We start from the raw sequence: 13279 nt of genomic DNA, 5'->3' as shown, positions 1-13279 counted from the left end.
GATCAGGCTGATTTCAGAATGCGCTCATACACAGCCACTGTCTCCTTCAGCATCCTGTCGAGAGAGAAGAGCTTGAGGAGTCGTTCGTAGCCTTTTGCACCCATTTCACGAGCAAGTGGCAAGTCACTTACAAGCCGATCTACCCGTTCCTGAAGCACAGCTGTATCAAATGGCGGGACGAGATAACCTGTTACGTTGTCCTCTACGATTTCATTGGTAGCGGGGACATCGAAACCTATCACGGGGATACCTGCACGCATTGCCTCAAGTGTAACCAGGCCAAAGCCCTCCGAGGTTGAGAGCATCAGAAACACATCTGAGTCGGTGAGATAATCGATTACATTTTTGGCAAAGCCTGGGAAAAGGACGTAATCAGAGAGACCCTTTTCCTGAATCTGGGATTTCAGCGTTTGTTCCATTGGCCCAGAGCCAAGGATGACCAATTTGAGATCTGGATGCTTTTTGACCAGATTGCCCAAAACCTCCAGAATAAAGCGGTGGCCTTTGTATTCAATCAATCTGCCAACAATGATTAGCTGTTTGGTGGCGAAGCGATACTTGCCTTTGTTCTCAGGATTGGGGCCCTCCAAATCAAAGCCGTACTGAACGATTGTTTTCCTGTCGGCGCGTGTGAGACCCGACCACACGAAGAAATTGGCTAGACCCTTGGAAATGAATATGCTGTGGTTGTGAAACCGATCTGTCAGTTTGATGAGATTGGCATACAGGCCCTTGGCAGGAACTGTAATGAAGCCATACGCATTGGAAAACTGTTCATCGTATCCATGCTTGGTTGAGATGACAGGTATTCTGAGCATACCCAATGCCTTGAGTGTGGCGCACCACAGATCGGCATGGATGAGGTTGGACTGCACCAGATCAATGGCACGATCCTTCACCAGACGCCGGATGGTGAGAAGGGTGCCAAGCGAGATGCCGCGGTCGTCTACGTGGTAATGCACTTTGACACCCAGGTCTTCAAGCATTTTCCCGAAATCATGGGCGCCCTGTGTGTTAATCGCCTTATGCACACAAAGAAATTCGGCTTCATACTCGCCGTTGGTGAGGCGTGGAAGTGCAGGCAGCACATTCAACAGATACTTTTCGGAACCTGCAAAGCCTTTTACATACTGCATATACAGTATTCTTTTCATGATGAAGCTCGGGTGAGTCGGGTTAAGGGGAGTGAATTAGAAGAAGAAACCGCCTTGGTACGATACGCTAACAGGACCAGCATCACAAACGGCAGAGCCGGTATTCGGTAGCGAACCAAGTTACCGAAGTTGCTGGAGGTGATGCCAACTGCAATACCGAAAACCAGGAGAAAAATCCAAAAAGACCTGAAAAGCTGAAAAAGCATCGGTCTGTCGATATTCGTAGAGTAAGGGTGCGATCGATAAAAGAAGAACAAACCAATCAGTACCAACACTTCGAGGGCACTGATCAATGAAAGTATGTTGTTGGCCTCCCAGATAAAGGGACGAAAATAGGTAGTGAAGAAAGCAGAAACATACAATGCGGGTTGCAATGCAGAACCCTGGTCTTCGCCAAACAGTGAGTATCTGCTATCACTTCCTTCTGTATAGTAAGCTTCATTATTCTTGAGGTCATCTCGCACATTCTGGGAATATGCTTCTACCTTTTCCAAAGAGAAGCGGTCAGAAGTCTGTGCCAGATAATAGAAAACTGAAAATCCACTAGTAAAGGAGACAAGAACAATGAGTGGCAGCAGCAACATCCGTTGCAGTCCATTTCGAATTGTCTTCAAATATGCATTTACAACAAAGAAAACAAGACTTGGTATCAGAGCGAGGAGGATGTATGCCTTGATGGTAAAGATTATATATGAAAAAATTACAATCAGAATAGTGTTGAGGATTATTCTCTTAGCCTTGAAGAAGATCATGTATACACTTATCACCAACTGAAGAATTCCGATGTTGCAATAAGAGTCTTTCAGAATAGCACTACCCCATAAGAAAACAGAGGGGATATAAAAGACCGAAATGGCCAACAAAGGATGTTTAAAGTTGATATCCTCAGTTAAGAATCTGTAAAACCGCTGATAAAAAATAAAAGTGAACGCTGCAAGCAGAATTGTAGTGGGTATATAACCACCCAACGAGAGGATCCGGAAAATAGAGGTGAGCTTGATTACAAGCAGGGAGGTATCCAGATACAGCAGCGGATGACCTGCCATGTAATTAGACCATACACTGAAAGACCAGTCTGCGGCTGTCGGTGCCGAGAAGAGCATCAACAAATAATCGAGCGGACTTTCATACACTACTGCAGCGATTTTGTCTGCCAGAAAAAAATAGCGCAGCGTATCGCCAAAGCCGTAATAATAATTATAGATGATCCCTACTGATATGCCACCCAGAAGTTTGACCGTCAATGCAGGGATTATATGTTTTGTATATTCTTTTTTGAATCGAGAATAGGTATATGCAATCAGGTATATTATGAAGAGCCAAAATACAGACAGCAGAAAGTCATAGAGCGTGAAGAAGTCCTTCATGTCTGCTGGCCAGTTAGCGGTAGGTCACCTGGTTGTTCTCCCAGATGGCAATGGGCACGCGCAGCGCACGATGCCGCTCTATGGCTACCCGTGCAGCAATTGCCATTGCCTCCAGCACAGACTCGGCCCGTATAACGGGCTCGCGGCCCGAAGAGGGCGTTAGCGAATGTGCTTTTGGAGTTCGGTCCATTTGACGGGATCGTACACGTGCTTTTCGAAGGGTGGCTGTCCACCCTTGGCCACCAGACAAGGCTGCTCAGTGCTGTTATCCAGCACCAGCCATTCATCTACCAATGGCATGTAAAGGTAGAAGAAATTGTGCAGACCGCTTCGGAAGCGGCTTTTCACGTAATCCTCGTGCAGGTCCAGGCCGCCCATCTGGTGGCGGAGTGCCACGCGCGCCATTGCCAGTTTGGGATGCGCCAGAGATACAAATATCAGTCGGACGGAATAGCCCTTCGTCTTGCAATAGGCAATGAGGGCGGTGTATTCCCTGCTACCCAAATTGGTTTCGTAGCCGAAGTCGGCCCCGGCGGCTGCCAACTGTCGCACGCGATCAAGCAGCATAGTGGATGCCTTTGCCGCAACCGACTCGGGGTTGAAGGGAGACAATCCGCGTGCAATAGCTTCGGCATTTACGAATTCCTGCACCCCCAGAACTTCTGGAAAGAGTGTGGATGCCAGCGTGCTTTTGCCTGCACCGTTGGGTCCCGCCAGAATGAAAAGAGAAGGCATAGGATGGAATGTTTGAAAGTTACGGTTGTCTGCGGTAAGGTGAGCAAACTTCTTACCAAAGGCAGCGTCTTTCGCCGATATTGGCCAAGACTTACAACTAGTACGTGTCCAATGTCGTCCCGGAAGTTGCGGAACCTGTTTGGTCGTCTGAACAGGAAAGAAAGAGAAGCGGTAGAAAAGCTGGCCGATTCCGGTGCACGTGCCGCTGCTCAAAACCCAAGTCTCGATTTGGGCTTCGGACAGCGGGTTGTGGAAGGCCGGATGATTAACCCCGACGGCAGCTTTAATGTGATGCGGGGCGGCTTACCCTGGTGGCGAAGCTTCAGTCCATTTCATTGGCTGCTCACGGTAAGTACCGGAACCTTTCTCTCCGTCATTCTGGCTGGCTTTGTACTGTTGAATCTGCTATTTGCCACCATCTACTACAGCATTGGACCTGGGCAATTCAATGGAATGACCGGACAAACGCCAGCTGTGCTCTTCTCAGAGGCCTTTTTCTTTTCGGCACAAACCATTACGACTATCGGGTATGGAGGCATCAGTCCGAAAGGACTGCTTGCCGGATACATTGCCGCGTTCGAGGGTTTGATGGGAGTTCTTTCATTGGCATTGGCTACTGGCCTGGTGTATGGTCGCTTTTCGCGGCCTGTCGCGCGGATTCTCTTCAGTGAGGCGGCGGTGCTTACACCCTACAAAGACCACAGCGCCCTGATGTTTCGGATTGCCAACCGGCGACGCAACCAATTAATAGAGATGCAGGTAAAAATGACATTCTCGTATGTGGTGCAGACGGCCGATGGCAGCCGGAAACGGATGTTTCTGGGGCTGGAACTGGAGCGGGAGCAGGTGAATTTCTTTCCTACTTCCTGGACTATCGTACACCCAATTACGGAATCGAGCCCTTTGTACGGTCTGGACAAGAACGTGCTGGACAGTGGATTGGCCGAAATTCTGGTACTGGTAAAAGGCTTTGACGATACTTTCAATCAGACGATTCATGCCCGGCGCTCGTATCGATACGATGAAATCAGATGGGGGCATAAATTTGTGCCAATGCTGGAAGAGGCGGAGAACGGGAGTACTGTGGTACGGCTGGACCTGTTGAGCGCAACACAGGAGAGTCCCCTACCACAACAAGTGCCCTGATTAACAGGAGGGTGCGGTTGTTGGGGCTTCAGAAAATATTTCTGTGGGTTTGTGTCGGATGCAAGAAAGTTTTACTGTACTTGCGTGTAGTACGTGATACTGCGGCCAAGCGCCGCATCACCAGTCAGACGGCCTTTTTTCCTTTTTCTTCCAGATTCCGGAATACCGACGCTCTACCTGCTTGTTGCACGCAGCTGTCGTTCACGTACCCCCTTTCTGTTTTTTCTGTTTTCAATGAACATCTATGTCGGAAACCTGCCGCACAAGACGTCGGACGTCGAACTGCGGCAACTGTTCGAGCGCTTCGGTACGGTAGCATCGGCAGTCATTATCAAGGACCGCGAAACGCGGATGTCGCGTGGCTTCGGCTTCGTCGAAATGGCTGACGAAAACGAAGGCAATGCCGCTATCAACGAGCTGAATGGCCAGGAGTACGAAGGCCGCCCCCTGAAAATCAACGAAGCCCGTCCGCGCGAAGAGCGTCCGCAGGGTGGTAGTGGCTTCAGTGGCGGTGCGCGTAGTGGTGGTGGTTACGGCGAGCGTCGCAGCTTCGGCGGTGGCGATCGTGGTGGCTACGGTGATCGCCGTGGTGGTGACCGCGGTGGCTATGGTGACCGTCGTGGCGGTGGTTCTGATCGCCGCGGTGGCTACGACCGTGGTGGCTACTGAGCCGTCTAAAGAAGGAAACCTGAGTGGGCATACCGCCCGCCTGAAGGATAGAGACAGGGGCTTCGGCCCCTGTTTTCGTTTTGGTAGTTTAACCCTCGGGTGAAGGCGCCTTCATCTGTGTGTTCTATCTTGCCTGAGTGAAAACGCTGTATTTGCTGCGCCATGCGAAATCGAGCTGGAAGGAAAAGGCGCCCAGCGACCTGCACCGCCCGTTAGCGCCACGAGGCGAGAAAGATGCACGCCGGATTGCCAATTGGATGCTGTTTCATGGCCTGAAGCCACAATACATCTTTTCATCTACCTCGGTGCGTACGACGCAGACCTTACAGCGTATTCTGCGCACGCTGCGTATTTCGGCCAAACAGGTGCGTATGCTCGATGGGCTGTATCTGGCCAAAGCAGAAGCCCTCTTTGCGTTTGTGCAGCAGATTGACAACCGGCTGGATAACGTAATGCTTGTGGGCCACAACCCAGGTCTTTCTGATCTGGCCGTGGCGCTGTGCAACGATGCCCCCGAAGAGCTGCCGACAGGTGCCTTGCTGGCACTGGAACTTCCGATAAACAGCTGGGAAGAGCTGACGCCCCACTCGGCGCAACTGGCGTTTTATTTGACGCCTAAGATGTTGCGGAAGAAAGACTGAGCAGGTCGGTCTCCATTGCCATAAGCTGTTCTGCTGCAGTTGTGCGGTCTATTCCCTGCAACGTCAGCTCCTGTCTGTACAGGCGTTTCTCAACGGCTTTCTGATAAGTCTTGTCATAGTAGTGCAGGGTAAGAATGGCGGTAGTGTGCAGATCGCCCGCCTGTAAGGCTTCCAATGCCTGCCGGGCCGCCAGGCCTCCGATTTTTTTTGAGATGCCCTCGATTGCCGAAGCCAACAGCTCGGTGGGGACTTTACCGTAGTCTTCGACCAGGCGCTCGACACGGTAGGCGGTGTCGGCTGTCAGTATTGCGGCTGGAGCATCGTACATCTGCTGGTAGAGGGCTGGTGGGATGATGGCGCGGCCGATGGTGCGGCTTTCGTCTTCCACCCAGATGGGCTGTTGGGGATCGAGTTGCAGGAGCGCGTCGGCCAGTTTGTTCTCGAAGTGCTCGGTAGTAGGCTGCGGGGGCAAGCCAAAGGAACCGAAAGCACTGCCCCGGTGGTGTGCCAGATCCTCGAGGTCCAGCACCTGGGCGCCGAGAGTGCGAAGGCGGTGCAGCATGTCGGTTTTGCCTGCGCCGGTATAGCCGCCCAGCACCAGCAACTGCCAGGGCTTTTCGAACAGCTGCTGCGCAAAGCGGCGCCAGGTTTTGTAGCCGCCTTTGAGTGTGTGGGCCTGCAGGCCGACGGTGCCCATGAGCCAGGCCATACTGCCGCTGCGCATACCGCCACGCCAGCAGTACAGTATCAACTCATTGTCCACAGCCTGTGCAATTCCCTGCTCTGCCAGGGCGGCCATGCGGGGACCTACATCGCGCAGGCCTTCGAGCACGGCAAGCTGTTGGCTCTGTTGCTTGTAGAGGGTACCGATACGTGCGCGGGCATCGTCGTCGAAGAGCGGCAGTGAGCCCGCACCGGGTACATGGCCTGCGCGATATTCACTGGGTGTGCGTACGTCCAGCACTGGCATCTGCTGCCGAAGCCGGAGGAAGTCCTCGAGGGAGAGTTGCGCCATAGATGAGCGGATAACCGCGGGGTTTGTCCACAAGTTTTCGATAATTCCGATGCCTCCGCTGGGGACGCATTTTGTGCTGGTTCGGGGATGTGCCAGCAAGTGGTTTGTCAAGCACCAGTTGTCCGCGAGTATCCACTGGCTGTCCGCAGAGACGACTCGTCTAAGTAATGCACAATCTGGGGTGGATTGCGCGTTACCCAGTAACACAGCGTGGAAAGACAGTAATACAACTTACTGGCTGTCACCTACGCTTCTGTGATTTTTGTTTGTCAAGGCTTGCGGATAGTTTGTGGATTCCGTCATTTGCAAGCGGTGGCCGCAGTAGTTTTGCCGCTATTCACAGCCTAATAAACACCGGAAAACAAAAACTTAAGAAAGGTATTTATGAATCATAGCGTGGGAAACACACAGGCAGCCATAGCGCAGGCTCGGGTCAAAGGCTTCGTAGATTTGCCTGTAGACCCCACCCTTGATCTCCATGCTGCGATTCAGCGACTGAAGAAAGAACGAAATGCCATTCTGCTTGCTCACTACTATCAGGATAGTGAGATACAGGACTTGGCTGATTTTGTAGGCGATAGCCTTGGATTGGCACAGCAGGCAGCCAAGACGCAGGCGGACGTCATTGTATTTGCCGGTGTGCATTTCATGGCAGAGACGGCCAAGATTCTGAACCCCGACAAGAAAGTGGTGATTCCGGACCTCTCGGCTGGCTGTTCACTGTCTGACAGCTGCCCGGCACCGGTGTTTGCCGAGTTCAAGAAGAAATATCCTGAGCACAAGGTTGTTTCGTATATCAACTGCACGGCTGCGCTCAAGGCGTTGTCAGACGTCATTGTAACGTCGAGCAATGCAGTAGATATCGTCAACTCGTTCCCGAAGGATCAGCCCCTCATTTTTGCACCGGATAAGCACCTGGGGGCGTATGTGGCCAAGAAGACGGGCCGCACAGACATGGTGCTGTGGAATGGCTCGTGTATGGTGCACGAGATTTTCAGCTCGGAGAAGATCAAGGTCATGCGGGCTGAGTATCCCAAGGCCAAGCTGATAGCCCACCCCGAGTGCGATGCGCTGGTGCTGGATCAGGCAGATTTCATTGGCAGTACGACCGCCCTGCTGAAGTACGTGCAGACAGACAGTGCCACGGAATTCATCGTAGCTACTGAACCTGGCATTCTGCATCAGATGGCGCAGAGCGCACCGGGCAAGATTCTGCGGATGGCACCGAGCAACCATGCCTGTGCCTGCAACAATTGTCCGCACATGAAACTGAATACACTGGAGAAACTCTACAACGCACTGCTGTATCTGGAGCCGCAGATAGAGATGCCAGCTGATGTAATGGCGGCTGCCCTGAAGCCTGTAGAACGCATGCTGGAACTGAGTAAACACATAGGGAAATGATGCTGCAGGATTCTGATGTACTGTTCACTCCGTTGGACAAGGTAGGTGAGTTCGGTCTCATCGATCGGATTGCAGCTGGCTTTCCTGAGTTGAAATCACCTGTAGTGAAAGGTGTAGGCGATGACTGTGCCGTGTTTGAGTGGGACGCTGATACCTATGGCCTTCTGAGCACTGATACGTTGGCTGAGGGCATTCATTTTGACCGCAGCTATACACCACTTCGTCACCTTGGGTATAAAGCCATTGCAGTAAATACATCGGACGTCTATGCGATGAATGGTGAGCCTTTGGCGGTGCTGGTGAGTCTCTCGGTGAGCAGTCATTATTCGGTTGAGCAGTTGGAAGAACTCTATGCCGGTATGCGTATCTGCTGTGAGGAATATGGCATACAGTTGATTGGTGGCGACACGACAGGGTGCAGGTCGGGTCTGGTGATTGGTGTTACGGTGCTGGGCCGTGTAGGTAAGTCCAGTATCGTGTACCGGTCTGGTGCCAGCGAGACAGAGCTGATCTGCGTGAGTGGAGATCTGGGCAGTGCCTATGCTGGTTTCCAGTTGCTGGAGCGTGAGAAACGCGTATGGAAGGAGAACCCCGACGTGCAGCCCGACTTGCAGGGATATGAGTATGTGCTGGAGCGGCAACTGAAGCCAGAGGCGCGGCGCAATGTTATCTCTGCGCTGAAGGGCCTGGAGATTGTGCCTACCAGCATGATTGATGTTTCAGATGGGTTGGCCAGTGAGCTTCACCATCTTGCCAAGGCCTCGCACAAGGGAATGGTGGTGTACCAGGACAAGGTGCCGATAGATCCGCAGACACTGCTGGTGGCGGAGGAGCTGAACCTGTCCGGTACTACGTTCGCACTGTACGGAGGCGAAGACTACGAGTTGCTGTTTACCATCAAGCAGGCCGACTTCAGTAAGCTGAAGGGTATGAGTGGTATTTCGGTAATAGGCCACGTGCAGGGACAGGCTGCTGCTGTATCGCTTGTTTTGGCAGATGGTTCAGTATCCGAGGTACAGCCGTTGGGCTATAACCATTTCAGTTCCTGATAGATGCATATAGTTACTGCTAACGTTAACGGTATACGCTCGGCTGCCAGCAAGGGGTTCCTTGACTGGGTGAAACAGACGAAGCCAGATGTGCTGTGTCTTCAGGAAATCAAAGCAGACAAGGCTGCTGCATCAGCTGCGCTGGCAGAGCTGTCGGGTATGTACCATCAGGTGCTGAATCCAGCGGAGAAGAAGGGTTACTCCGGTGTTGCAGTTTTAACTCTTCAGGAACCTGAGAAGGTCTCTCTTGGCATTGGTGTTCAGGAATATGACTCTGAAGGGCGTGTAGCCGTTGTCGACTATAAGGGTGTGCGGGTTATCAACTCCTATTTTCCTTCAGGTACCACGGGAGATGTTCGCCAGACGATCAAGGAAGCGTATCTGAATCGGTTCACGGCGTTTGCAGCGGAACAGTCGGCTGGTGGTAAGCCGCTTGTTGTTGTAGGTGATTTCAATATCGCGCACACCCCGATCGACATCCATAATCCGAAGCTGAACAATGTGTCGGGTGTATTGCCGCAGGAGCGTGCCTGGTTTACGGACTTTCTGGCCAGCGGATACACTGACTCGTTTCGGCATCTGTACCCTGAGGAGCGGCGATATTCCTGGTGGACTTTTCGTGCCAATGCACGTGCCAAAAATCTGGGTTGGCGTCTTGACTATGCGCTGGTTTCCTCGAATCTGAAAGAGCACATTATAGGCCATACGATACACGATGATCTGTTTTTTTCTGATCACTGTCCCGTCAGCCTGAAACTCGACTAATCCTATGCAGGACGCAGTAAGACAAAAGCTACAGGAAGTACGCAGTAGAATTCGACTGTACCAATTGGTGCGTGCTGCACTGTATGTTTTGCTGCTTCTTGTGGTGCTTTACGTTGGTCTTGTTCTGGTTGAGGGCACGCTTTGGCTTGGTACTTCCGCAAGGTCAGTGCTTTTCTGGTCTGCTGTTTTGCTGTTGTCTGTTGTTGGAGTTTTCCTGTTTCATCGGCCTTTATTGGAATGGCTGGGTTTGCTCAGTAGACCCAGCGATTTGTCTCTTGCAAGGCTTGTAGGTAGCCATTATCCGGAGGTTGCAGACAGGTTGTTGAACTATCTACAGCTGTCTGGGGCGTCTAAAGAGAGTGGCGATAGCAGCCTGTTGGTAGCGGCTTTGGAGCGTTTGCGATCGGAGGGCCTTCGTTTCGATGTTTCAGGTTTGTTGCCGTTACAGCGATTCAAAACAATAGCTTTGTGGCTGGTCTCCAGTCTGGTTGTATTGATAGGAGCTGCAAGTATTTGGCCCTCTTCTTTTTGGGAGCCTGTGGGTCGTGTGGTCAGTTACTCGCAGCATTACCAGCGCCCTGCTCCGTATCAGTTGCGTATAGAGGGGCACAAGCAGAAAGTTGCTGTAGGCGATACTGTAAGGCTGTCGGTTCAGTTTGAGGAAGGTCTGTTGCCTGACCGGCTCCGAATCTTTGTCCGACGGTCGGGAGAGGGAGAATTTTTCCCGTACTCTCTTGTCGGGCAGCGTGGCAAATGGAGCTATCAGTTCGAGGCTGTTCAGCAAGACTTTGAGTATTATTTGGCTGATGAACAGTACAGTGGTCAGGTATACCGTACAGCTGTTTTGCAACGCCCCTCGTTGCAGGGCCTGAAGGTTCGCGCTGTCTATCCCGCATATACAGGCCAGCGTGCCGAAGAATTACCCGATGGGCTTTCCAGTTTCACGGTGCCGACAGGTACGCGGTTGTTCCTGGTTCCTCAGGTAAATGCCGTTACCGATTCTGTTATTTTCTTCTCTGCTGGTCGGAGGCTACCTTTTGAGGGCGGTCCTGCATATCGTCTTTCTGTCTTGGCTTTGAAGGAAGAGCCTTTCCAACTGTTGTTGTCCAGCAAGGCAGGTCTCTCAAACGAGGACTCGCTCCTCTATTCGATCAATCTCATACCAGATCGTTATCCTGAAGTTCGGTTGGATAATGTTAGCGCGGAGTATTATGTGCCAACAGACGGCTTTTTGCCACTTCAGTATGAGGCACAGGATGACTATGGTCTTACCCGTCTTTCGTTGTGGTATCGCTACACCAAATCGGTCGATCCGAGACGCGTTTCAGATAAGTTTACAGAGAAAGCACTGCGACAGGCTTCTGGTGCGAAAGTACTCAAGGGCGATTACGTGCTCGATTTGTTCGATCTGGGTGTCGCAAAGGGAGACGAAGTAGAGTACTATCTGGCCGTATATGACAATGATGGCATACAGGGCAGCAAGGAGGGTCGTACTGGTGTCTACCGGATTGTTTTTGCTGATGAGCAGCGTGCCCTGCAGGAAGTAGAAGAGGCGACTGGAAGTTTCCAGGATGCATTGGCCCAATCGCTTGCAGAAGCACAGGACGTCCAGAAGCAGATCGATGAATTGCTGCGAAAGCTTGTTCAAAAGCAAACGCTGAGTTTTGAAGAGCGACGGCAATTGAAGCAGTTGTTGCAGCGGCGCCAGCAGCTGGATGAGAAAATTGAGGATGCACGGCAGAAGCTGGAGAACACACAGCAGACCGGCGAGCAAACGGAAATGCTGAGCGAAGAGCGGCAGAAAGAGCTGAGCGAAATGAACGAGATGCTGCAGCAGAGTCAGGACCCTGAGTTCTCGCAATTTCTGCGTGAGTTGATGAACAATCCGCAGCAGGAGCGGCAACAGCGTCAGAGTTTGCAGATGCAGATGCAGTGGCTGAAGCGGAAGAATGAGCAAACGGTTACGGACCTTGAGCGTGTGCAGAAGCTGTTTGAGCAGTGGAAGCAGCAGATGGAGCTGGACCGTGCCGTGCAGCAGACAGAAGCGCTTACGCGTCAGCAGGAAGAGTTGCAGCGTGTGACTGAGCAGGCCCGTGAGAATGAACTGGAGCGACTTGCACCCAAGCAGCAGGAGCTTGCAGAACAGGCACGCAAGCTCGAGCAGCGATTGGATTCATTACGGCAGAAGCAGGAGCCTGCTTCGGAGAGTAGCCAGCAGATGGAAGAGTTAGAGCAGGGTGCTGAGCAGGCACAGGAGCAGATGGAGAATGCAGCCGAACAGTTGCAACAACAGAAGCGTCAGCAGTCGCTGCAGCAACAGCAGCGTGCGCTGGATCAGCTCAACAAGTTGAATCAGCAATTGAAAAAGGCCAGGCAGCAGAAGGAACAGGAACAGACGTCAGAGAACTACGATGACCTGCGGAAGCTGCTAGAGAATCTTTTGAAGCTGTCGTTTGATCAGGAGGCGTTGCGCGACGAGGTCGGCAAACTCACGGACCAGGAAGGTGAGGTTGCGCGACGTCAGTTGCAGCAGACACGCCTCCGTGAGGACATGGCAATGTTGGAGGACAGTTTGGAAGCACTCGCGTCGCGGGCTATCCAGATTCAGCAGGAGGTATTGAAGCAGACGCGGGAGATAACGGACAATATGGACCGTGCTGCGTATTCACTGCGTGAGCGGCGGCTTGGTGTGGCCATTACAGCCCAGCACATGACGATGACCGGGTTGAATACGTTGGCAAATATGCTGGCTGAAAGCCTTAACAACATGCAGAATCAGATGCGGAGTCAGCAGCAGGGCAAGCAGCAACAGCAGCAGCGCAGCAAAGGAAATATGCAGCAAATGATTCAGCAGCAGAAAGAGCTGAACGATGCCATGGAGCAGATGATGGACCAGGAAGGGCGGCAGGAGAAGCTGAATGAGATGGCACGGCAGCAGGAGCAGATTCGTCAGCAGTTGAAAGAACAGTTTGAGCGGATGCAGCAAGAAGGTGAAAAGGGTCTGGGCAGTCTGGACAGGATTATGGGCGATATGCAGCAGACAGAAGAGGAGCTGAAGGCTAATGCGCTTCGTCAAAGTACACTGGAACGGCAGCGACGTTTGCTGGATCGACTGTTGGACTATGACAAATCGATGCGTGAGCGTGAGCGTGACAACAAGCGGGCATCGCAAACCGCACGTGATATCGAGCAGCAGACACCACCTGAAAGTCGTGAGGATACATTACCTCAACGGCAGTTGCGCGACCAGTTCTACAGGGCAAGGCTGCAGTACGCCCCTATTTACCAGCTGATGATAGACCAATACAGGCAGCAGAAGCCTGTGCAGTAAGCT

At 52.2% G+C, this 13279-nt stretch carries 12 protein-coding genes; 7 read left to right on the top strand and 5 right to left on the bottom strand.

What is annotated here, in order from left to right; translation table 11 throughout:
- Positions 1–2: 2 nt before the first annotated feature.
- From AC2D8O_RS02055 to AC2D8O_RS02040, 4 genes are read right to left on the bottom strand one after another with little or no spacing between them, the layout of a single operon-like run.
- A complete protein-coding gene (locus AC2D8O_RS02055; RefSeq protein WP_484677116.1) occupies positions 3–1154 on the bottom strand; it encodes a glycosyltransferase in 1152 nt (383 codons plus the stop codon).
- Positions 1151–2521: a hypothetical protein gene (locus tag AC2D8O_RS02050; protein WP_484677115.1), complete on the bottom strand. Its 1371-nt coding sequence runs from the start codon at positions 2519–2521 to the stop codon at positions 1151–1153. The genes AC2D8O_RS02055 and AC2D8O_RS02050 overlap by 4 nt, the downstream gene beginning before the upstream one ends.
- Before the next feature lie 13 nt (positions 2522–2534).
- Positions 2535–2711: a hypothetical protein gene (locus AC2D8O_RS02045; RefSeq protein WP_484677114.1), complete on the bottom strand. Its 177-nt coding sequence runs from the start codon at positions 2709–2711 to the stop codon at positions 2535–2537.
- Positions 2681–3469 (bottom strand): ATPase, encoded by a 789-nt coding sequence (locus AC2D8O_RS02040; protein WP_484677113.1) that lies wholly within the window; start codon positions 3467–3469, stop codon positions 2681–2683. Before AC2D8O_RS02040 ends, AC2D8O_RS02045 begins: the two co-directional genes overlap by 31 nt.
- Between AC2D8O_RS02040 and AC2D8O_RS02035 the strand changes: the two genes are divergently transcribed.
- The 3 genes from AC2D8O_RS02035 to AC2D8O_RS02025 all read left to right on the top strand — a co-directional run bounded on the left by AC2D8O_RS02035 (position 3368) and on the right by AC2D8O_RS02025 (position 5712).
- Entirely contained in the window at positions 3368–4402 is a 1035-nt protein-coding gene (locus AC2D8O_RS02035; RefSeq protein WP_484677112.1) for an ion channel, read from the top strand. The two genes, AC2D8O_RS02040 and AC2D8O_RS02035, sit on opposite strands and share 102 nt — an antisense overlap.
- Positions 4403–4636: 234 nt before the next feature.
- Positions 4637–5071 carry an RNA recognition motif domain-containing protein gene (locus tag AC2D8O_RS02030; protein WP_484677111.1) on the top strand — a complete coding sequence of 145 codons (435 nt, stop codon included), beginning with the start codon at positions 4637–4639 and terminating at the stop codon, positions 5069–5071.
- A 137-nt stretch (positions 5072–5208) separates the two neighbouring features.
- A complete protein-coding gene (locus tag AC2D8O_RS02025; protein ID WP_484677110.1) occupies positions 5209–5712 on the top strand; it encodes a SixA phosphatase family protein in 504 nt (167 codons plus the stop codon).
- On the opposite strand, the gene mnmH is transcribed toward AC2D8O_RS02025, so the two are convergent.
- Entirely contained in the window at positions 5687–6727 is a 1041-nt protein-coding gene (mnmH, locus tag AC2D8O_RS02020; RefSeq protein ID WP_484677109.1) for a tRNA 2-selenouridine(34) synthase MnmH, read from the bottom strand. The genes AC2D8O_RS02025 and mnmH overlap by 26 nt on opposite strands.
- 384 nt (positions 6728–7111) lie before the next feature.
- On the opposite strand from mnmH, the gene nadA reads away from it, so the two are divergent.
- The 4 genes from nadA to AC2D8O_RS02000 all read left to right on the top strand — a co-directional run bounded on the left by nadA (position 7112) and on the right by AC2D8O_RS02000 (position 13276).
- Complete coding sequence (nadA, locus tag AC2D8O_RS02015) at positions 7112–8131, top strand: quinolinate synthase NadA (protein ID WP_484677108.1); 1020 nt, start codon at positions 7112–7114, stop codon at positions 8129–8131.
- On the top strand, positions 8128–9180 hold the full coding sequence (gene thiL, locus AC2D8O_RS02010; RefSeq protein ID WP_484677107.1) for a thiamine-phosphate kinase: 1053 nt from the start codon (positions 8128–8130) through the stop codon (positions 9178–9180). Before nadA ends, thiL begins: the two co-directional genes overlap by 4 nt.
- Positions 9181–9183: 3 nt before the next feature.
- Positions 9184–9945 carry an exodeoxyribonuclease III gene (locus AC2D8O_RS02005; protein WP_484677106.1) on the top strand — a complete coding sequence of 254 codons (762 nt, stop codon included), beginning with the start codon at positions 9184–9186 and terminating at the stop codon, positions 9943–9945.
- A 538-nt stretch (positions 9946–10483) separates the two neighbouring features.
- Positions 10484–13276 carry a coiled-coil domain-containing protein gene (locus AC2D8O_RS02000; protein WP_484677105.1) on the top strand — a complete coding sequence of 931 codons (2793 nt, stop codon included), beginning with the start codon at positions 10484–10486 and terminating at the stop codon, positions 13274–13276.
- Positions 13277–13279 lie beyond the last annotated feature (3 nt).

This window comes from Pontibacter sp. T17 (genome assembly GCF_057219875.1).
This window is presented reverse-complemented; position numbering and strand designations above follow the sequence as displayed.